Consider the following 18,809-nt stretch of genomic DNA (forward strand, 5'->3'; position numbering starts at 1 on the left):
GATGAACACCGCACTTGCACAACAAATCGCCAATGAAGGCGGCGTCGAAGCCTGGATGATTGCGCAACAACATAAAAGCCTGTTGCGTTTTCTGACCTGTGGTAGCGTCGATGACGGCAAAAGTACCCTGATTGGTCGCCTGCTACACGATACCCGCCAAATCTACGAAGATCAGCTCTCATCGCTGCATAACGACAGTAAGCGTCACGGCACCCAGGGCGAAAAGCTGGATCTGGCACTGCTGGTGGACGGCCTGCAAGCTGAGCGCGAACAGGGCATCACTATTGATGTGGCCTACCGCTATTTCTCTACCGAGAAGCGTAAATTTATTATCGCCGACACCCCAGGGCACGAGCAGTACACCCGCAATATGGCGACTGGCGCATCGACATGTGAACTGGCGATCTTACTGATCGATGCCCGTAAAGGCGTGCTCGATCAAACCCGTCGTCACAGTTTTATCTCCACACTGTTGGGGATCAAACATCTGGTCGTGGCGATCAACAAAATGGATCTGGTGGATTACAGTGAAGAGACGTTCACCCGTATTCGTGAAGATTATCTGACTTTTGCCGAGCAGTTGCCGGGTAATCTGGATATTCGCTTTGTGCCGCTCTCCGCGCTGGAAGGCGACAACGTGGCTGCGCAAAGTGAAAGCATGCCGTGGTACAGCGGTCCGACACTACTCGAAGTACTGGAAACCGTGGAGATACAGCGAGTGGTGGATGCCCAGCCAATGCGCTTTCCGGTGCAGTACGTTAACCGCCCGAATCTTGATTTTCGTGGCTACGCCGGAACGCTGGCATCCGGTCGCGTGGAAGTCGGGCAACGTGTCAAAGTGCTGCCCTCTGGTGTGGAATCAAACGTCGCGCGGATCGTGACTTTTGATGGCGATCGCGAAGAAGCCTTTGCCGGAGAAGCGATCACCCTGGTGCTGACGGATGAGATCGACATTAGCCGTGGCGATCTGCTGCTGGCGGCAGACGAAGTGTTACCGGCTGTGCAGAGTGCGTCGGTGGATGTGGTATGGATGGCGGAACAGCCGCTTTCCCCGGGCCAGAGTTACGACATCAAAATTGCCGGTAAGAAGACGCGTGCTCGTGTTGATGGCATTCGCTATCAGGTTGATATTAATAACCTTACTCAACGCGAAGTTGAAAATCTGCCGCTAAACGGCATTGGTTTGGTGGATCTCACTTTTGACGAGCCGCTGGTGTTAGATCGTTATCAGCAAAACCCGGTTACTGGTGGTCTGATTTTTATCGATCGCCTGAGCAATGTGACCGTGGGTGCCGGTATGGTGCACGAGCCAGTTAGCCAGGCTACTGCTGCGGCATCTGAATTCAGTGCATTCGAACTGGAATTGAATGCCCTGGTCCGTCGTCATTTCCCGCACTGGGGCGCTCGCGATTTACGGGGAGATAAATAATGGCGCTGCATGACGAAAACGTCGTCTGGCATAGCCATCCGGTCACAGTGCAACAACGCGAGCAACACCACGGTCATCGTGGTGTTGTGTTGTGGTTTACCGGCCTATCCGGGTCCGGTAAATCCACGGTCGCCGGGGCGCTGGAGGAGGCGTTACATAACCTTGGTGTCAGTACGTATTTGCTTGATGGCGACAACGTCCGCCACGGCTTATGCAGCGATCTCGGTTTTAGCGATGCCGATCGTAAAGAGAATATCCGTCGCGTCGGTGAAGTGGCGAATTTAATGGTTGAAGCTGGACTGGTGGTGCTGACCGCTTTTATCTCGCCACACCGCGCCGAACGCCAGATGGTTCGCGAACGCGTAGGAGAAGGGCGTTTTATCGAAGTGTTTGTCGATACGCCGCTGGCGATTTGCGAGGCCCGCGATCCAAAAGGCTTATATAAGAAAGCACGTGCCGGTGAACTGCGTAACTTTACGGGAATAGATTCCGTTTACGAAGCACCTGAATCGGCAGAAATTCATCTCAATGGTGAACAATTAGTAACAAATTTGGTACAGCAATTATTAGATCTGTTGAGACAGAACGATATTATCAGATCCTGAGACACCACCGGGTTTCCATGCCCGGTCCGTCAAAGTTACAGGATCAAATATGCGTAATAGCCATAACATTACACTAACAAATAACGACAGCCTTACTGAGGATGAAGAAACCACATGGTCACTGCCAGGTGCTGTGGTCGGTTTTGTCTCCTGGTTATTTGCGCTGGCGATGCCGATGTTGATTTATGGCTCTAACACGCTGTTCTTCTTTATCTACACCTGGCCTTTCTTTCTGGCACTGATGCCTGTCGCGGTGGTGGTGGGGATTGCACTGCATTCATTGATGGACGGAAAGCTACGCTACAGTATTGTTTTCACCCTGGTGACAGTCGGCATTATGTTTGGCGCACTGTTTATGTGGCTACTGGGCTAATTTGTACTTTCCCGTCTCCTCTGTTCATAATTCAAACCGTAACGAATAATGAGATTATGTTCTGCACGCCCTGGGTATACGTAACAATGGACAAATGTGGTACATTTGCCCGCGTTGTCGCGGTATCCCCAACAGAGGATGTAGAGTCGTCTTCGGATGCATGGGATGATGATGCCGTTTTTCAGGGGGCAGGATGGGTAAACTAACGCTGCTGTTGCTGGCTATTCTGGTCTGGCTACAGTATTCGCTGTGGTTCGGTAAGAACGGTATACATGACTATACCCGCGTCAATGATGATGTGGCGGCACAGCAAGCTACAAACGCGAAACTTAAAGCGCGAAACGATCAACTTTTTGCCGAAATTGACGATCTCAATGGCGGCCAGGAGGCGCTCGAAGAGCGTGCGCGTAATGAACTCAGCATGACCAGGCCGGGCGAAACTTTTTATCGTCTGGTGCCTGACGCGTCGAAACGCGCACAGTCTGCGGGGCAAAACACTCGATAAATCAGCCCGGGAATTAACATGGCAACCACTCATTTGGATGTTTGCGCCGTGGTTCCGGCGGCCGGATTTGGCCGTCGAATGCAAACGGAATGTCCTAAGCAATATCTCTCAATCGGTAATCAAACCATTCTTGAACACTCGGTGCATGCGCTGCTGGCGCATCCCCGGGTGACTCGTGTCGTCATTGCCATAAGTCCTGGCGATAGCCGCTTTGCACAACTTCCTCTGGCGAATCATCCGCAAATCACCGTTGTAGATGGCGGTAATGAGCGTGCCGATTCCGTGCTGGCAGGTCTGAAAGCCGCTGACGGCGCGCAGTGGGTGCTGGTGCATGACGCCGCTCGTCCTTGTCTGCATCAGGATGACCTTGCGCGATTGTTGGCGTTGAGCGAAACCAGTCGCACAGGGGGGATCCTCGCCGCACCGGTGCGCGATACCATGAAACGTGCCGAACCTGGCAAAAATGCCATTGCTCATACCGTTGATCGCAACGGCTTATGGCACGCGCTGACGCCGCAATTTTTCCCTCGTGAGCTGTTACATGACTGTCTGACGCGCGCTTTAAATGAAGGTGCGACTATTACCGACGAAGCCTCGGCGCTGGAATATTGCGGATTCCATCCGCAGTTGGTCGAAGGCCGCGCGGATAACATTAAAGTCACGCGTCCGGAAGATTTGGCACTGGCCGAGTTTTACCTCACCCGAACCATCCATCAGGAGAATACATAATGCGAATTGGACACGGTTTTGACGTACACGCCTTTGGCGGTGAAGGCCCAATTATCATTGGTGGCGTACGCATTCCTTACGAAAAAGGGTTGCTGGCGCATTCTGATGGCGACGTGGCGTTACATGCACTGACCGATGCATTGCTTGGTGCAGCGGCGTTGGGGGATATCGGCAAGCTGTTCCCGGATACCGATCCATCATTTAAAGGGGCCGACAGCCGCGAATTGCTGCGCGAAGCCTGGCGTCGTATTCAGGCGAAGGGGTATACCCTCGGTAACGTCGATGTCACTATCATCGCTCAGGCACCGAAGATGTTGCCGCATATTCCACAAATGCGCGTGTTTATTGCCGAAGATCTCGGCTGCCATATGGATGATGTTAACGTGAAAGCCACTACTACGGAAAAATTAGGATTTACCGGGCGTGGGGAAGGGATTGCCTGTGAAGCGGTGGCGCTACTCATTAAGGCAACAAAATGATTGAGTTTGATAATCTCACTTACCTCCACGGTAAACCGCAAGGTACCGGGCTGCTGAAAGCTAATCCGGAAGACTTTGTGGTGGTGGAAGATTTGGGCTTTGAGCCTGATGGTGAAGGTGAGCATATTCTGGTTAGAATCCTCAAAAACGGCTGTAATACCCGTTTTGTGGCGGATGCACTGGCGAAATTCCTGAAAATTCATGCCCGTGAAGTCAGCTTCGCTGGGCAAAAAGACAAACATGCTGTTACGGAACAGTGGTTATGCGCTCGCGTGCCAGGCAAAGAGATGCCCGATCTCAGTGCTTTTCAACTGGAAGGTTGTCAGGTGCTGGAGTATGCGCGGCACAAGCGTAAGCTGCGTTTAGGGGCGCTGAAAGGTAACGCTTTTACCCTGGTACTCCGCGAAGTGAGCAATCGTGATGACGTTGAACAACGTCTGATCGATATTTGCGTAAAAGGTGTACCGAACTACTTTGGTGCCCAGCGTTTTGGTATTAGCGGCAGCAACTTGCAGGGTGCGCTGCGCTGGGCGCAAACCAATACTCCGGTGCGTGATCGCAATAAACGGAGTTTTTGGTTGTCGGCAGCCCGCAGTGCGTTGTTTAATCAGATTGTTGCTGAGCGCCTCAAAAAAGCAGACGTTAATCAAGTTGTTGACGGCGATGCGCTACAATTAGCCGGACGTGGCAGCTGGTTTGTTGCCTCCCATGAAGAACTGGCGGAATTACAGCGTCGCGTCAACGATAAAGAGCTGATGATTACTGCTGCATTGCCGGGCAGTGGCGAATGGGGAACTCAGCGTGAAGCGCTGGCATTCGAACAAGCAGCTGTCGCCGAAGAAACTGAATTGCAAGCCTTACTGGTGCGCGAAAAAGTTGAAGCCGCGCGCAGAGCGATGCTGCTGTATCCGCAACAATTAAGCTGGAACTGGTGGGATGACGTCACCGTAGAAATCCGTTTCTGGCTTCCGGCAGGCAGTTTTGCGACCAGCGTTGTCAGGGAACTTATCAACACAACAGGTGATTATGCGCATATTGCTGAGTAATGATGACGGGGTACATGCACCCGGTATACAAACGCTGGCGAAAGCCTTGCGTGAGTTTGCTGACGTTCAGGTGGTCGCCCCCGATCGTAACCGCAGCGGCGCTTCAAATTCTCTGACACTGGAATCCTCCTTGCGCACGTTTACCTTTGAAAATGGTGATATTGCTGTGCAAATGGGAACCCCGACCGATTGCGTCTATCTTGGCGTGAATGCTCTGATGCGTCCGCGCCCGGACATTGTTGTGTCGGGGATTAACGCCGGGCCGAATCTGGGGGATGATGTTATCTATTCCGGTACGGTAGCCGCCGCGATGGAGGGCCGTCATTTAGGCTTTCCGGCGCTTGCTGTCTCGCTTGACGGGCATAAACATTACGACACTGCCGCGGCGGTAACCTGTTCCATTTTGCGAGCTCTGTGTAAAGAGCCGTTGCGCACCGGGCGTATTCTCAATATTAACGTACCGGATTTACCGTTGGATCAAATCAAAGGTATTCGCGTGACGCGCTGCGGTACCCGACATCCGGCAGATCAGGTGATCCCGCAGCAAGATCCGCGCGGCAATACGCTGTACTGGATTGGCCCGCCGGGTGGTAAGTGCGATGCCGGTCCGGGGACCGATTTTGCTGCGGTAGATGAGGGCTATGTCTCTATCACGCCGCTGCATGTGGATTTAACTGCGCATAGCGCGCAAGATGTGGTTTCAGACTGGTTAAACAGCGTGGGAGTTGGCACGCAATGGTAAGCAGACGCGTACAAGCACTTCTGGATCAATTACGTGCGCAAGGTATTCAGGATGAGCAGGTGCTGAATGCACTTGCCGCCGTGCCACGTGAAAAATTCGTTGATGAAGCGTTTGAACAAAAGGCCTGGGACAATATCGCCTTGCCGATAGGTCAGGGGCAGACAATTTCGCAGCCGTATATGGTGGCGCGAATGACCGAATTACTCGAGCTGACGCCGCAGTCGCGGGTGCTGGAAATTGGCACCGGTTCGGGATATCAAACGGCAATTCTGGCGCATCTTGTTCAGCATGTTTGCTCGGTTGAACGTATTAAAGGCTTGCAGTGGCAGGCGCGTCGCCGCCTGAAAAACCTTGATTTACATAATGTTTCAACCCGTCATGGCGATGGATGGCAAGGTTGGCAGGCACGTGCGCCGTTTGACGCTATCATTGTTACGGCGGCACCGCCGGAAATTCCAACTGCGCTAATGACGCAGCTGGACGAAGGCGGGATTCTCGTCTTACCCGTAGGGGAGGAGCACCAGTATTTGAAACGGGTGCGTCGTCGGGGAGGCGAATTTATTATCGATACCGTGGAGGCCGTGCGCTTTGTCCCTTTAGTGAAGGGTGAGCTGGCTTAAAACGTGAGGAAATACCTGGATTTTTCCTGGTTATTTTGCCGCAGGTCAGCGTATCGTGAACATCTTTTCCAGTGTTCAGTATGGTGCCTTGCACGGTAATTATGTCACTGGTTATTAACCAATTTTTCTTGGGGGATAAATGAGCGCGGGAAGCCCAAAATTCACCGTTCGCCGCATTGCGGCTTTGTCACTGGTTTCGCTATGGCTGGCAGGCTGTTCTGACACTTCAAATCCACCGGCACCGGTCAGCTCCGTTAATGGCAATGCGCCTGCAAATACCAATTCTGGTATGTTGATTACGCCGCCGCCGAAAATGGGGACGACGTCTACAGCGCAGCAACCGCAAATTCAGCCGGTACAGCAGCCACAAATTCAATCTGCACAACAACCGCAAATCCAGCCTGTGCAGCCAGTAGCTCAGCAGCCGGTACAGATGGAAAACGGACGAATCGTCTACAACCGTCAGTATGGGAACATTCCGAAAGGCAGTTATAGCGGCAGTACATACACCGTGAAAAAAGGCGACACGCTTTTCTATATCGCCTGGATTACTGGCAATGATTTCCGTGACCTTGCTCAGCGCAACAATATTCAGGCACCATACGCGCTGAATGTAGGTCAGACCTTACAGGTGGGTAATGCTTCCGGTACGCCAATCACTGGTGGAAATGCCATTACCCAGGCCGATGCAGCAGAGCAAGGAGTTGTGATCAAGCCTGCACAAAATTCCACCGTTGCTGTTGCGTCGCAACCGACAATTACGTATTCTGAGTCTTCGGGTGAACAGAGTGCTAACAAAATGTTGCCGAACAACAAGCCAACTGGGACCACGGTCACAGCGCCTGTAACGGTACCAACAGCAAGCACAACCGAGCCGACTGTCAGCAGTACATCAACCAGTGCGCCTATCTCCACCTGGCGCTGGCCGACTGAGGGCAAAGTGATCGAAACCTTTGGTGCTTCTGAGGGGGGCAACAAGGGGATTGATATCGCAGGCAGCAAAGGACAGGCAATTATCGCGACCGCAGATGGCCGCGTTGTTTATGCCGGTAACGCGCTGCGCGGCTACGGTAATCTGATTATCATCAAACATAATGATGATTACCTGAGTGCCTACGCCCATAACGACACAATGCTGGTCCGGGAACAACAAGAAGTGAAGGCGGGGCAAAAAATAGCGACTATGGGTAGCACCGGAACCAGTTCAACACGCTTGCATTTTGAAATTCGTTACAAGGGGAAATCCGTAAACCCGCTGCGCTATTTGCCGCAGCGATAAATCGGCGGAACCAGGCTTTTGCTTGAATGTTCCGTCAAGGGATCACGGGTAGGAGCCACCTTATGAGTCAGAATACGCTGAAAGTTCATGATTTAAATGAAGATGCGGAATTTGATGAGAACGGAGTTGAGGTTTTTGACGAAAAGGCCTTAGTAGAAGAGGAACCCAGTGATAACGATTTGGCCGAAGAGGAACTGTTATCGCAAGGGGCCACACAGCGTGTGTTGGACGCGACTCAGCTTTACCTTGGTGAGATTGGTTATTCACCACTGTTAACGGCCGAAGAAGAAGTTTATTTTGCGCGTCGCGCACTGCGAGGAGATGTTGCCTCCCGCCGCCGGATGATCGAGAGTAACTTGCGTCTGGTGGTAAAAATTGCCCGCCGTTATGGCAATCGTGGTCTGGCTTTGCTGGATCTTATCGAAGAGGGCAACCTGGGGCTGATCCGCGCGGTAGAGAAGTTTGACCCGGAACGTGGTTTCCGCTTCTCAACATACGCAACCTGGTGGATTCGCCAGACGATCGAACGGGCGATTATGAACCAAACCCGTACTATTCGTTTGCCGATTCACATCGTAAAGGAGCTGAACGTTTACCTGCGAACCGCACGTGAGTTGTCCCATAAGCTGGACCACGAACCAAGTGCGGAAGAGATCGCAGAGCAGCTGGATAAGCCAGTTGATGACGTCAGCCGTATGCTTCGTCTTAACGAGCGCATTACCTCGGTAGACACCCCGCTGGGTGGAGATTCCGAAAAAGCGTTGCTGGACATCCTGGCCGATGAAAAAGAAAACGGCCCGGAAGATACCACGCAAGATGACGATATGAAACAAAGCATCGTCAAATGGCTGTTCGAACTGAACGCCAAACAGCGTGAAGTACTGGCACGTCGATTCGGTTTGCTGGGGTACGAAGCGGCAACACTGGAAGATGTCGGTCGTGAAATTGGCCTCACCCGTGAACGTGTTCGCCAGATTCAGGTTGAAGGCCTGCGCCGTTTGCGCGAAATCCTGCAAACGCAGGGGCTGAATATCGAAGCACTGTTCCGCGAATAAGTAAGCATCTGTCAGAAAGGCCAGTCTCTTATGAGGCTGGCCTTTTTCTTTTGTATGGGGAGTTGGTGTGTTTCGTCGCCTGGATAAGACACGTCAGCGTCCCATCCGGCAATCAACATCCTATTTGCTCATCATCTTGCGCACCAGCTGCATAAACAGCTCCTGCTCTTCTCCACTCAAACGCCCCAAAAATTCCTCATCCACACTGTCGCCAATCGGTATCGCCGCAGCAAGTACCTTTTCTCCTTCGGCAGTCAGCCAGACAAAGCGTCGCCGCTTATCAGCGGTGTCATGTTCACGTCTGACTAAGCCACGATTTTCCATTCTTGCCAACATTTCTGCCAGCGTTGCTTTGGTGCTGACGGCTGCTTCCATCAGTGCCACCTGTTCGATACCAGGTTTATCAGCAATGGCGCGCATCACCGCGTACTGTGGTTTGGTCAGGTCAGGTAACTCGTGCTGCCAGCGGGCCGTATGCTGCTGAAAAAGCTGTCGTAACTGATGGAACGCTTTATTTCGTAACGCCATGTAAACTCCGGGCTAATTCTCTGTCGCTATCATAGCGGTTTTTCAGTGACGAAGAAGATGTTGTTACTTTTCAATCCTTGCCGCTGTGGAAATGAAGGAGTATGCTAATAATAACGTTCGTATACGAACAATTAAGAGAGTAAGCAATGAAACTGATCGTCGGGATGACAGGGGCTACCGGTGCGCCTCTTGGTGTGGCATTACTGCAAGCGCTGCGGGAGATGCCGAATGTCGAGACTCATCTGGTGATGTCGAAGTGGGCGAAAACCACTATTGAACTGGAAACGCCTTACAGCGCTCGCGATGTTGCCGCCCTCGCTGACTTCAGCCATAACCCGGCGGATCAGGCTGCGACCATCTCTTCCGGCTCCTTTCGTACCGACGGCATGATCGTTATTCCATGCAGTATGAAAACGCTCGCCGGTATCCGCGCTGGTTACGCCGATGGTCTCGTAGGGCGCGCGGCGGACGTCGTGCTCAAAGAAGGCCGCAAACTGGTGCTGGTGCCGCGTGAAATGCCGCTTAGCACCATCCATCTCGAAAATATGCTCGCACTTTCGCGCATGGGCGTGGCGATGGTGCCGCCGATGCCTGCCTTTTATAACCATCCCGAAACGGTAGATGACATTGTCCACCACGTGGTAGCCCGCGTGCTGGATCAATTTGGCCTCGAACATCCTCACGCCAGGCGCTGGCAAGGGTTGCCGCAGGCCCGGAATTTTTCTCAGGAGAATGAATAATGGCATTTGATGATTTACGCAGCTTCTTACAGGCGCTTGATGACCACGGCCAGTTACTGAAAATCAGCGAAGAGGTGAACGCGGAACCGGATCTGGCAGCCGCTCCCAACGCCACCGGGCGTATCGGCGACGGCGCGCCCGCGCTGTGGTTTGATAATATTCGCGGCTTTATCGATGCCCGCGTTGCAATGAACACCATCGGTTCCTGGCAGAACCACGCAATTTCTCTCGGTCTGCCGCCAAACACCCCGGTTAAAAAACAGATTGATGAGTTTATCCGCCGCTGGGATAACTTCCCGATAGCCCCGGAACGCCGCGCCAATCCTGCCTGGGCGCAGAACACCGTCGATGGCGACGAGATCAACCTGTTCGATATTCTGCCACTGTTTCGTTTAAACGATGGCGATGGCGGTTTCTATCTCGACAAAGCGTGCGTGGTTTCCCGCGATCCGCTTGATCCGGATAACTTCGGCAAGCAGAACGTCGGCATCTACCGTATGGAAGTGAAGGGTAAGCGTAAGCTCGGCCTGCAACCGGTGCCGATGCACGATATCGCCCTGCATCTGCATAAAGCGGAAGAACGTGGTGAAGATTTGCCAATTGCCATCACGCTGGGTAACGATCCGATCATCACCCTGATGGGCGCCACCCCGCTGAAATATGAACAATCGGAGTACGAAATGGCGGGCGCGCTACGCGAAAGCCCGTACCCGATCGCCACCGCCCCGCTGACCGGTTTTGATGTGCCGTGGGGCTCGGAAGTGATCCTCGAAGGGGTGATCGAAAGCCGTAAACGCGAGATTGAAGGGCCGTTCGGTGAATTTACCGGCCACTACTCCGGCGGGCGCAACATGACCGTAGTGCGCATCGATAAAGTCTCTTACCGCACCAAACCGATTTTTGAATCGCTCTATCTCGGCATGCCGTGGACCGAAATTGACTACCTGATGGGGCCTGCCACCTGCGTGCCGCTTTACCAGCAGTTGAAAGCCGAGTTCCCGGAAGTGCAGGCGGTGAACGCTATGTACACCCACGGCCTGCTGGCGATTATCTCCACCAAAAAACGCTATGGCGGCTTTGCCCGCGCAGTGGGCCTGCGTGCGATGACCACGCCGCACGGTCTGGGTTATGTGAAGATGGTGATTATGGTCGATGAAGACGTTGACCCGTTCAACCTGCCGCAGGTGATGTGGGCGCTCTCGTCGAAAGTGAACCCGGCAGGGGATCTGGTGCAGTTGCCGAATATGTCAGTACTGGAACTCGACCCTGGCTCAAGCCCGGCGGGGATCACCGACAAGCTGATTATCGACGCCACCACGCCTGTCGCCCCGGACAACCGTGGTCACTACAGCCAGCCGGTGGTGGACTTACCGGAAACCAAAGCCTGGGCTGAAAAACTGACCGCTATGCTGGCCGCACGTAAATAAGGAGAACAAGATGATTTGTCCACGTTGTGCCGATGAACAGATTGAAGTGATGGCGAAATCGCCGGTAAAAGATGTCTGGACGGTCTACCAGTGCCAGCATTGCCTCTATACCTGGCGCGATACCGAACCGCTGCGCCGCACCAGCCGCGAACATTATCCCGAAGCGTTCCGCATGACGCAGAAAGATATTGATGACGCTCCGATGGTGCCGAGCATCCCGCCGCTGCTGGCGGAAGGTAAGCGCTAATAAAAAAGGGCCGGGTAGAGGCTTTGCTTTACCCGGCCACGTTATTTGATTTTATAAAACGACAGCCGCCCGCTTTCCGGCGATCCGGTATCAATATATACCTGGTTTGCGAACGTCTGGATGTTATCAAACATCATATGACCGAAGATAAAGCAGTCGGCGCCGTTTATTTCCTGTAACTCGCCTTTGAGCGATTTCAGTACGCGATCAACAGGCCAGAGCAATTCTCTCTCCGCTATTTCTTTGCCAAAGAGATATTCATTCCCCGGATAATCTGCATGCGCGATGACATATTTTATTATGTCGTTAGTGATTTCAACAATATGCGGAAGATTATGAAAACGTAGCAACAGGTCTATTGCTTCTTTTTGTTCCGTATCACTTAACTCAAAGAACCAGTCGCCACCGCTGGCAAGCCACATATTGCCATCGCCGGTCGCGAACGCATCCAATGCCATCGCTTCATGGTTGCCTTTAACCGATGTAAACCAGGGCTGGTTTAGCAGGCGCAGCACGTTAAGACTCTCCGGCCCACGATCAATATTATCGCCGACAGAAATAAGTAAGTCGGTTTCAGGGCAAAAAGAGAGTTGATGTAAGCGGGATTGTAATAATTGATAGTCACCATGAATATCACCTACCACCCAGATATGGCGATAATGAGCGGTTTCAATTTTACGATAACGAATATCTGGCATTGATCGCGCTCCGTAAAAAGAATTATTCCGGCTTCTGAAACAGAATGGTGTTAATCTCGACATCAGTGATTGCGCCAGCTGCTTCTGCTTTATGTAACCAGTATAGCGCTTTGTCTTTACCCACACCGTTCTCATCAATGCCCCAGGCGTAAATGCGGCCTAAGGATATTTGGGCATGAGGTAAATCTTGTGCGGCAGCTTTTTCAAACCAGTATTTAGCCTGTTTAATATCAGCGGGTACACCATCGCCCGTTAAAAAGAGCGTACCATAATTATACTGACCAATTTTGTCGCCTTTTTCTGCGGCAAACTTAAGATATGTCGCAGCCTGGAGATAATTCTTTTCCTCGGCTGCGAGGAGCCCTAAATTAGCATGTGCAATGGGGTTTCCCTTTTGCGCCGCTTTAACGAGCCAGGATTTGCTTTATCGATATCATGGAACTTCTCTGGACCAAACTGATAGATATTGGCACAGTTTATCTGTGCCTGAAGATTCCCCTGTCTGGCTGATTTCTCATACCAGTGAATGGCATTCTGGTAATCCGGCGGTGTGTCTTCATCTCCCTGATGATATAAAAGCCCGACATAAAATTGCGCAATGTCATCTCCCTGACTGGCTGCCAGATTAAACCAGTAAAATGCTTTATCGCGGTTTTTAACCCCCGTTACCCCTTCCTGGTAAACAATTCCCAATCCTTTTTGCGCAGATTTATCGCCGCCTTGTGCCCTTGCGATGATATTTTTCAGGTTTTCCTGTTTGTTTTTAGAATAACGTTGTTCAGCCTGGATAAGATCATCAAGCGAGGGTTCTTTGGCACAATAACCTGTAAGAGGAAAATGCAAAATTAGTAGAGTAAATAAAATTAACTTTTTCATACATTCCATGAATTAATTGTTGAGTCCTGATTTTAATTATACTCCATCTGTTATTGAGCCAATAATAATTAATAATCCCCGATGGGAAGGCCATCGGGGATTATGCCATTACAGCAAACTCTTCAAGCGGTAAATCCACTCCAGCGCCTGACGCGGAGTCAGTGAATCCGGGTCGAGATTTTCCAGTGCTTCGACCGCTGGCGAGGTTTCTTCCGGTACTGACAGCAAAGACATTTGCGTACCATCCACTTGCGTAGCGGCGGCGTTCGGCGAAATGCTTTCCAGTTCACGCAGTTTTTGCCGTGCGCGCTTAATCACCTCTTTTGGCACGCCCGCCAGAGCAGCAACCGCCAGGCCGTAGCTTTTGCTCGCCGCGCCATCCTGCACACTGTGCATAAAGGCAATGGTATCGCCGTGCTCCAGCGCATCAAGATGCACGTTGGCGACGCCTTCCATTTTCTCCGGCAGTTGAGTCAGTTCAAAGTAGTGGGTAGCAAACAACGTCAACGCTTTAATCTTATTCGCCAGATTTTCAGCGCACGCCCATGCCAGCGACAGACCATCGTAAGTGGACGTTCCGCGCCCAATCTCATCCATCAACACCAGGCTGTACTCCGTGGCGTTATGCAGAATATTAGCGGTTTCGGTCATCTCCACCATAAAGGTTGAACGCCCGGATGCCAGATCGTCAGCCGCGCCCACACGGGTAAAGATACGGTCAATCGGGCCAATCTCGACTTTTTGCGCCGGTACGTAGCTGCCGATATAGGCCATCAGCGCAATCAGTGCAGTCTGGCGCATATAGGTACTTTTACCGCCCATGTTCGGACCGGTGATGATCAACATGCGACGCTGCGGCGACAGGTTCAGCGGGTTAGCGATAAACGGCTCATTCAGTACCTGTTCAACCACCGGATGGCGACCTTCGGTAATGCGAATGCCCGGTTTATCAATGAAGGTCGGGCAGGTGTAGTTCAGGGTATAGGCCCGTTCCGCCAGGTTCACCAGTACGTCGAGTTCTGCCAGTGCGCTCGCGCTCTGTTGCAACGCCTCCAGATGCGGCAACAGCAGGTCGAACAACTCTTCATAAAGCTGTTTTTCGAGTGCCAGTGCTTTACCTTTCGAGGTGAGTACTTTGTCTTCATACTCTTTTAGCTCTGGAATAATGTAGCGTTCGGCGTTTTTCAGCGTCTGACGACGCATATAGTTGATGGGTGCCAGATGGCTTTGTCCACGGCTGATCTGAATGTAATAACCATGCACCGCGTTAAAGCCGACTTTCAGCGTGTCCAGGCCGGTACGTTCACGCTCGCGAACTTCCAGACGCTCCAGATAATCTGTCGCGCCGTCAGCCAGCGCTCGCCACTCATCCAGCTCTTCGTTATAGCCTGATGCGATAACACCACCGTCGCGTACCAGCACCGGCGGTGTGTCGATGATTGCTCGCTCCAGCAGATCGCGCAGCTCGGCAAACTCGCCCATTTTCTCACGCAGCGCCTGTACCGGTGCACTATCGACACTTTCTAACTGCGCGCGTAGTTCTGGCAGTTGCTGGAAAGCGTGACGCATACGGGCCAGATCGCGTGGGCGAGCAGTCCGTAAAGCCAGACGTGCCAGAATACGTTCCAGGTCGCCGACCTGACGCAGTACCGGCTGCAGCTCAGCGGTGAAATCCTGCAATGCGCCAATAGTTTGCTGGCGCTCAAGCAACACGCGGGTATCGCGCACTGGCATATGCAGCCAGCGTTTCAGCATTCGACTCCCCATCGGCGTTACAGTGCAGTCGAGCACGGAAGCCAGCGTGTTTTCCGCACCGCCCGCCAGGTTCTGGGTAATTTCCAGGTTACGACGCGTCGCGGCATCCATAATGATGCTGTCCTGCTCACGTTCCATAGTGATAGAACGAATATGCGGCAGTGTCGTACGTTGCGTATCTTTCGCATACTGCAACAGACAACCGGCGGCACAAAGTCCGCGCGGCGCGTTCTCGACGCCAAAACCGACCAGATCGCGAGTGCCAAATTGTAGATTCAACTGCTGGCGCGCGGTGTCGATTTCAAACTCCCACAGCGGACGACGGCGCAAGCCGCGACGACCTTCAATCAGCGACATTTCAGCAAAATCTTCTGCATACAGCAGTTCCGCCGGATTAGTGCGTTGCAGTTCTGCCGCCATCGTTTCGCGGTCAGCCGGTTCACTCAGGCGAAAACGACCAGAACTGATATCCAGCGTCGCATAGCCGAATCCTTTGCTGTCCTGCCAGATAGCAGCCAGCAGGTTGTCCTGACGTTCCTGCAATAGCGCTTCATCGCTGATGGTGCCCGGCGTAACGATACGCACAACTTTGCGCTCGACCGGCCCTTTGCTGGTCGCCGGATCGCCAATCTGTTCACAAATAGCAACGGACTCGCCCTGATTCACCAGTTTGGCGAGATAGTTTTCCACCGCATGGTAGGGAATCCCCGCCATCGGGATCGGCTCTCCCGCTGAAGCGCCGCGTTTGGTCAGTGAAATATCCAGCAGTTGTGACGCACGTTTTGCGTCGTCATAAAACAGTTCGTAAAAGTCACCCATCCGGTAGAACAGCAGGATCTCGGGATGCTGGGCTTTCAGCTTGAGATACTGCTGCATCATTGGCGTATGGGCGTCAAAATTTTCTATTGCACTCATGGGGTTATGTCCGGTTCCCTGATATTAAATGGGGTGTGATGGTTTTTATTTTCGTTGTAATCACATAAGGCGCACATGATACCGGAGTTAATCATTTCAGGGGAAGAAGCGAACGGCGAGTTCTTGATGGTGATTCCGGGAAAGATGCTGTTTTGCAGCTTTTGCGTGATGCTTATGAAGCAAGTACGCAAAATTGTATCAGTTGGCGAACCCTTCTTCTTCAGAGCCATAGTCCCCTTTCAAATTAAGTTGTAATATAAATACATCTTAATGAGGTGGAGGCAGCATGTCCGGCAAGCGTATCTCTCGTGAAAAATTGACGATTAAAAAAATGATCGATCTTTATCAAGCGAAATGCCCGCAGGCGTCAGCGGAGCCGGCGCATTACGAGGCATTGTTTGCTTATGCGCAAAAACGGCTGGATAAATGTGTGTTCGGCGAAGACAAACCCGCCTGTAAGCAGTGTCCGGTGCACTGTTACCAGTCTGCAAAGCGTGAAGAGATGAAACAGATTATGCGTTGGGCCGGGCCGCGCATGCTGTGGCGTCATCCGATCCTAACCGTACGCCATCTCATTGATGACAAGCGTCCGGTGCCGGAGTTGCCAGAAAAATATCGCCCGAAAAAACCTCGTGAATAGTATACCGGACAGGCAGATCTGTCCGGCACCTCAATGCAGTTAAACCAATGCCGATTTATCAATCCCCAGTCGTTTCATCCGTGATAGCAGTGTGGTGCGTTTTAGTCCCAGACGTTGCGCCGCGCCTTTCGGCCCGGCAACCACGCCGTTAGTCTCTTTTAATACACGCACAATTAGCTGATATTCATCTTCGCCCTCCTGAGCGACGACCGTTGCAGTCGGCGGCATTTTAGGTTCCGGTAAAGCAATATCAGGCAATGACAGCTGCAGCACGTTGCCACGTGTCAGCAATACCGCGCGCTCAATGACGTTTTCCAGCTCGCGTACGTTACCTGGCCACTCCATATTGCTCAACGCGCGCAATGTTTCGGCAGGAATGCTGTCGATATTACGCCCCAGACGGCGGGCAATTTTAAAAGTAAAGGCTTTCGCCAGCAGCGGAATATCTTCCGGACGCTCGCGTAGTGGCGGCAGGTGAATCGGGAATACGTTCAGGCGGTAATAGAGATCGCTACGGAACTCGCGGTCGGCAACCATTTTTTTCAGATCGCGGTTAGTCGCGGCAATTAAACGCACGTCCGTCTGTATAATTTTATTACTGCCGAGACGTTCAAACTCCTGTTCCTGTAATACACGCAGCAACTTCGGTTGTAACTCCAGCGGCATATCACCCACTTCATCGAGGAACAGGGAGCTTTTATCCGCCAGTTCAAAACGACCGATACGCTGGGCGCTGGCTCCGGTAAACGCACCACGCTCATGACCAAACAGATCGCTTTCTAACAATCCGGCAGGCATCGCCGCGCAGTTCATTTTTACCATGCGGCGATTATTACGCCCACTGAGATTATGGATCGCGCGGGCAATCAGCTCTTTACCGGTGCCAGTTTCACCGAGGATCAGAACTGTACTGTCACTTTGTGCCACCATTTCAACTTGTTTAAGCACGCTGTACATGGCTTCACTGCGACCAATAATCTCGCCAAATTCACTATCAACATTGTTGAGCTGCTCGGTCAGGGCGAGATTTTCATCAACCAGTCGTTCTTTCAGACGATGAATTTCCTGATAGGCAAGGGCGTTATCGACAGCGATTGCCACACGTTCGGCAATCTGGCGCAGTAAATTCAGATTGGTCGTGGTAAACACTTTCTCTTCGCATTGCGCCAGTTTCAGCACGCCCAGCATGGTGTCGCCAGACATCAGCGGTAACAGGCACAAGGTTTGAATCTGGTTGCCCCAGGTGTCGAACAACATGCGTTCGTAGGGGGCTAAATTATCTCGCTCGTGGAGATTAATCAGCAGCATCTCTTTGCTTTTAAACACGCGTTCGGTGAGGGTTCCTGCTTCATCGACTTCGCTCTGTTCGTGAGCGGGATGCTGTTTATCAAGATAGTGAGTGGAGTAGATGTTGAGTTTGTTTTTACGGTGGCTGCGTAAGACGATGCTGATATCGTCAATGTCGAAATAGTAATGGATTTCTTTGGCGACTTCGCTGACCAGTTCGTCCATATCCAGACGAGAAAGCACCGCGTTGGTGATGGCAACCAGGATGCGGAAGTTATCGCGTTCCCGGCATAACAACTCATAGTCGACATTATTGACGACGCGGCTCTGGATTTGTTCGGTGACGACAGAAATGATCTGCGTAAAAGTTTGCAGGCGATTGAACTCTTTTTCACTCCACGGGCGATCGTCATAACGAATAAATTCACAGCCACCAAAAATATGCCCTTCCGCCGCCAGTGGCATCAGGCAATAGTGACCAAATTTGGGGTATAGCCCACCAGCGGCCAGCTGCGGCCAGGTTTCACAAAATTCTTCGTAACTGCAATGCAGTGTATCAGGGCGCGACAAAATGCTGCGCACCGGACCGTGTGCCAGAACAGTTTCGTCTTCATAATTTATGGGGGTGTCTTTTTCACGCGACGCGTAATAAGACGCACGTTGAGTCTGCGCTTGCCACAACACAATAGCTGCATTGTCGGCGAGCGCAGAACGCTTTACCAATTGCGAAAGAGCCTCACACAGCGAGGCCAGATCGGGCTGCTGCAATAGTGTCCGAGTGATGTCGAACAACCCTTGTTGTCCGAGATCACTCATCGGTGTATATGACATTTT

General features: G+C 52.2%; 22 protein-coding genes. 16 read left to right on the forward strand and 6 right to left on the reverse strand.

What is annotated here, in order from left to right; all coding sequences use genetic code 11:
- The first annotated feature begins 1 nt into the window (after position 1).
- The 11 genes from cysN (at position 2) to rpoS (ending at position 8,862) form a co-directional block, all read left to right on the forward strand.
- Positions 2 to 1,429 (forward strand): sulfate adenylyltransferase subunit CysN, encoded by a 1,428-nt coding sequence (cysN, locus tag BEB54_RS17440; RefSeq protein ID WP_105276651.1) that lies wholly within the window; start codon positions 2 to 4, stop codon positions 1,427 to 1,429.
- Positions 1,429 to 2,034, forward strand: coding sequence for an adenylyl-sulfate kinase (cysC, locus tag BEB54_RS17445; RefSeq protein WP_039021008.1), 606 nt, complete (start codon positions 1,429 to 1,431; stop codon positions 2,032 to 2,034). The genes cysN and cysC overlap by 1 nt, the downstream gene beginning before the upstream one ends.
- A 49-nt stretch (positions 2,035 to 2,083) precedes the next feature.
- On the forward strand, positions 2,084 to 2,407 hold the full coding sequence (locus tag BEB54_RS17450; protein WP_001246111.1) for a DUF3561 family protein: 324 nt from the start codon (positions 2,084 to 2,086) through the stop codon (positions 2,405 to 2,407).
- 193 nt (positions 2,408 to 2,600) lie between these two features.
- Entirely contained in the window at positions 2,601 to 2,912 is a 312-nt protein-coding gene (ftsB, locus tag BEB54_RS17455) for a cell division protein FtsB (RefSeq protein ID WP_000517477.1), read from the forward strand.
- 18 nt (positions 2,913 to 2,930) lie between these two features.
- Positions 2,931 to 3,641 carry a 2-C-methyl-D-erythritol 4-phosphate cytidylyltransferase gene (ispD, locus tag BEB54_RS17460; protein WP_032303660.1) on the forward strand — a complete coding sequence of 237 codons (711 nt, stop codon included), beginning with the start codon at positions 2,931 to 2,933 and terminating at the stop codon, positions 3,639 to 3,641.
- Positions 3,641 to 4,120, forward strand: a complete 480-nt coding sequence (gene ispF / locus BEB54_RS17465; RefSeq protein ID WP_001219246.1) for a 2-C-methyl-D-erythritol 2,4-cyclodiphosphate synthase — start codon at positions 3,641 to 3,643, stop codon at positions 4,118 to 4,120. The genes ispD and ispF overlap by 1 nt, the downstream gene beginning before the upstream one ends.
- Positions 4,117 to 5,166, forward strand: a complete 1,050-nt coding sequence (truD, locus tag BEB54_RS17470; protein WP_105276650.1) for a tRNA pseudouridine(13) synthase TruD — start codon at positions 4,117 to 4,119, stop codon at positions 5,164 to 5,166. Before ispF ends, truD begins: the two co-directional genes overlap by 4 nt.
- Positions 5,147 to 5,908: a 5'/3'-nucleotidase SurE gene (gene surE, locus BEB54_RS17475; RefSeq protein WP_001295182.1), complete on the forward strand. Its 762-nt coding sequence runs from the start codon at positions 5,147 to 5,149 to the stop codon at positions 5,906 to 5,908. The genes truD and surE overlap by 20 nt, the downstream gene beginning before the upstream one ends.
- Positions 5,902 to 6,528 carry a protein-L-isoaspartate O-methyltransferase gene (gene pcm / locus BEB54_RS17480; RefSeq protein WP_000254708.1) on the forward strand — a complete coding sequence of 209 codons (627 nt, stop codon included), beginning with the start codon at positions 5,902 to 5,904 and terminating at the stop codon, positions 6,526 to 6,528. Before surE ends, pcm begins: the two co-directional genes overlap by 7 nt.
- A gap of 184 nt (positions 6,529 to 6,712) precedes the next feature.
- Positions 6,713 to 7,807, forward strand: a complete 1,095-nt coding sequence (gene nlpD / locus BEB54_RS17485) for a murein hydrolase activator NlpD (protein ID WP_311396150.1) — start codon at positions 6,713 to 6,715, stop codon at positions 7,805 to 7,807.
- A 62-nt stretch (positions 7,808 to 7,869) separates the two neighbouring features.
- A complete protein-coding gene (rpoS, locus tag BEB54_RS17490) occupies positions 7,870 to 8,862 on the forward strand; it encodes an RNA polymerase sigma factor RpoS (RefSeq protein WP_000081550.1) in 993 nt (330 codons plus the stop codon).
- 120 nt (positions 8,863 to 8,982) lie between these two features.
- Here rpoS and BEB54_RS17495 read toward each other — a convergent pair whose 3' ends face one another.
- Positions 8,983 to 9,390 (reverse strand): MarR family winged helix-turn-helix transcriptional regulator, encoded by a 408-nt coding sequence (locus tag BEB54_RS17495; RefSeq protein ID WP_001208080.1) that lies wholly within the window; start codon positions 9,388 to 9,390, stop codon positions 8,983 to 8,985.
- Between the two features lie 146 nt (positions 9,391 to 9,536).
- On the opposite strand from BEB54_RS17495, the gene BEB54_RS17500 reads away from it, so the two are divergent.
- Genes BEB54_RS17500 through BEB54_RS17510 form a run of 3 tightly spaced genes read left to right on the forward strand, consistent with a single transcriptional unit; the run spans position 9,537 to position 11,804 of the window.
- Entirely contained in the window at positions 9,537 to 10,130 is a 594-nt protein-coding gene (locus BEB54_RS17500; protein WP_000767723.1) for a non-oxidative hydroxyarylic acid decarboxylases subunit B, read from the forward strand.
- Positions 10,130 to 11,557 carry a non-oxidative hydroxyarylic acid decarboxylases subunit C gene (locus BEB54_RS17505; protein WP_105276649.1) on the forward strand — a complete coding sequence of 476 codons (1,428 nt, stop codon included), beginning with the start codon at positions 10,130 to 10,132 and terminating at the stop codon, positions 11,555 to 11,557. Before BEB54_RS17500 ends, BEB54_RS17505 begins: the two co-directional genes overlap by 1 nt.
- 10 nt (positions 11,558 to 11,567) lie before the next feature.
- Positions 11,568 to 11,804, forward strand: a complete 237-nt coding sequence (locus tag BEB54_RS17510) for a non-oxidative hydroxyarylic acid decarboxylases subunit D (RefSeq protein ID WP_000562982.1) — start codon at positions 11,568 to 11,570, stop codon at positions 11,802 to 11,804.
- A gap of 41 nt (positions 11,805 to 11,845) precedes the next feature.
- Here BEB54_RS17510 and pphB read toward each other — a convergent pair whose 3' ends face one another.
- The 4 genes from pphB to mutS form a co-directional block, all read right to left on the reverse strand.
- Complete coding sequence (pphB, locus tag BEB54_RS17515; protein ID WP_105276648.1) at positions 11,846 to 12,502, reverse strand: protein-serine/threonine phosphatase; 657 nt, start codon at positions 12,500 to 12,502, stop codon at positions 11,846 to 11,848.
- Positions 12,503 to 12,524: 22 nt separating this feature from the next.
- Positions 12,525 to 12,884 carry a tetratricopeptide repeat protein gene (locus tag BEB54_RS29795; RefSeq protein WP_335124170.1) on the reverse strand — a complete coding sequence of 120 codons (360 nt, stop codon included), beginning with the start codon at positions 12,882 to 12,884 and terminating at the stop codon, positions 12,525 to 12,527.
- Positions 12,866 to 13,378, reverse strand: coding sequence for a tetratricopeptide repeat protein (locus BEB54_RS29380; protein WP_236474844.1), 513 nt, complete (start codon positions 13,376 to 13,378; stop codon positions 12,866 to 12,868). Before BEB54_RS29380 ends, BEB54_RS29795 begins: the two co-directional genes overlap by 19 nt.
- Positions 13,379 to 13,486: 108 nt before the next feature.
- Complete coding sequence (mutS, locus tag BEB54_RS17525) at positions 13,487 to 16,048, reverse strand: DNA mismatch repair protein MutS (protein WP_105276647.1); 2,562 nt, start codon at positions 16,046 to 16,048, stop codon at positions 13,487 to 13,489.
- A gap of 75 nt (positions 16,049 to 16,123) precedes the next feature.
- Between mutS and BEB54_RS17530 the strand changes: the two genes are divergently transcribed.
- Positions 16,124 to 16,303: a hypothetical protein gene (locus BEB54_RS17530; RefSeq protein WP_032303651.1), complete on the forward strand. Its 180-nt coding sequence runs from the start codon at positions 16,124 to 16,126 to the stop codon at positions 16,301 to 16,303.
- Between the two features lie 31 nt (positions 16,304 to 16,334).
- Entirely contained in the window at positions 16,335 to 16,688 is a 354-nt protein-coding gene (locus BEB54_RS17535) for a nitrous oxide-stimulated promoter family protein (RefSeq protein ID WP_105272169.1), read from the forward strand.
- 39 nt (positions 16,689 to 16,727) lie between these two features.
- On the opposite strand, the gene flhA is transcribed toward BEB54_RS17535, so the two are convergent.
- A complete protein-coding gene (gene flhA / locus BEB54_RS17540) occupies positions 16,728 to 18,806 on the reverse strand; it encodes a formate hydrogenlyase transcriptional activator FlhA (protein ID WP_105276646.1) in 2,079 nt (692 codons plus the stop codon).
- Between the last annotated feature and the right edge of the window lie 3 nt (positions 18,807 to 18,809).

The sequence above is a fragment of the Escherichia sp. MOD1-EC6021 genome (assembly GCF_002965245.1).
GTDB classification, from domain to species: Bacteria; Pseudomonadota; Gammaproteobacteria; order Enterobacterales; family Enterobacteriaceae; genus Escherichia; species Escherichia coli_F.

What these genes read in the sequence shown, in the direction of transcription:
- BEB54_RS29380 (WP_236474844.1), bottom strand. Translation starts at nt 13,378, where the DNA reads ATGAAAAAGTTAATTTTATTTACTCTACTAATTTTGCATTTTCCTCTT.
- surE (WP_001295182.1), top strand. Translation starts at nt 5,147, where the DNA reads ATGCGCATATTGCTGAGTAATGATGACGGGGTACATGCACCCGGTATA.
- ispD (WP_032303660.1), top strand. Translation starts at nt 2,931, where the DNA reads ATGGCAACCACTCATTTGGATGTTTGCGCCGTGGTTCCGGCGGCCGGA.
- BEB54_RS17495 (WP_001208080.1), bottom strand. Translation starts at nt 9,390, where the DNA reads ATGGCGTTACGAAATAAAGCGTTCCATCAGTTACGACAGCTTTTTCAG.
- BEB54_RS17510 (WP_000562982.1), top strand. Translation starts at nt 11,568, where the DNA reads ATGATTTGTCCACGTTGTGCCGATGAACAGATTGAAGTGATGGCGAAA.
- pphB (WP_105276648.1), bottom strand. Translation starts at nt 12,502, where the DNA reads ATGCCAGATATTCGTTATCGTAAAATTGAAACCGCTCATTATCGCCAT.
- BEB54_RS17500 (WP_000767723.1), top strand. Translation starts at nt 9,537, where the DNA reads ATGAAACTGATCGTCGGGATGACAGGGGCTACCGGTGCGCCTCTTGGT.
- pcm (WP_000254708.1), top strand. Translation starts at nt 5,902, where the DNA reads ATGGTAAGCAGACGCGTACAAGCACTTCTGGATCAATTACGTGCGCAA.
- rpoS (WP_000081550.1), top strand. Translation starts at nt 7,870, where the DNA reads ATGAGTCAGAATACGCTGAAAGTTCATGATTTAAATGAAGATGCGGAA.
- BEB54_RS17505 (WP_105276649.1), top strand. Translation starts at nt 10,130, where the DNA reads ATGGCATTTGATGATTTACGCAGCTTCTTACAGGCGCTTGATGACCAC.
- cysN (WP_105276651.1), top strand. Translation starts at nt 2, where the DNA reads ATGAACACCGCACTTGCACAACAAATCGCCAATGAAGGCGGCGTCGAA.
- ispF (WP_001219246.1), top strand. Translation starts at nt 3,641, where the DNA reads ATGCGAATTGGACACGGTTTTGACGTACACGCCTTTGGCGGTGAAGGC.
- cysC (WP_039021008.1), top strand. Translation starts at nt 1,429, where the DNA reads ATGGCGCTGCATGACGAAAACGTCGTCTGGCATAGCCATCCGGTCACA.
- ftsB (WP_000517477.1), top strand. Translation starts at nt 2,601, where the DNA reads ATGGGTAAACTAACGCTGCTGTTGCTGGCTATTCTGGTCTGGCTACAG.
- BEB54_RS17450 (WP_001246111.1), top strand. Translation starts at nt 2,084, where the DNA reads ATGCGTAATAGCCATAACATTACACTAACAAATAACGACAGCCTTACT.
- BEB54_RS17535 (WP_105272169.1), top strand. Translation starts at nt 16,335, where the DNA reads ATGTCCGGCAAGCGTATCTCTCGTGAAAAATTGACGATTAAAAAAATG.
- mutS (WP_105276647.1), bottom strand. Translation starts at nt 16,048, where the DNA reads ATGAGTGCAATAGAAAATTTTGACGCCCATACGCCAATGATGCAGCAG.
- BEB54_RS17530 (WP_032303651.1), top strand. Translation starts at nt 16,124, where the DNA reads ATGATACCGGAGTTAATCATTTCAGGGGAAGAAGCGAACGGCGAGTTC.
- flhA (WP_105276646.1), bottom strand. Translation starts at nt 18,806, where the DNA reads ATGTCATATACACCGATGAGTGATCTCGGACAACAAGGGTTGTTCGAC.
- truD (WP_105276650.1), top strand. Translation starts at nt 4,117, where the DNA reads ATGATTGAGTTTGATAATCTCACTTACCTCCACGGTAAACCGCAAGGT.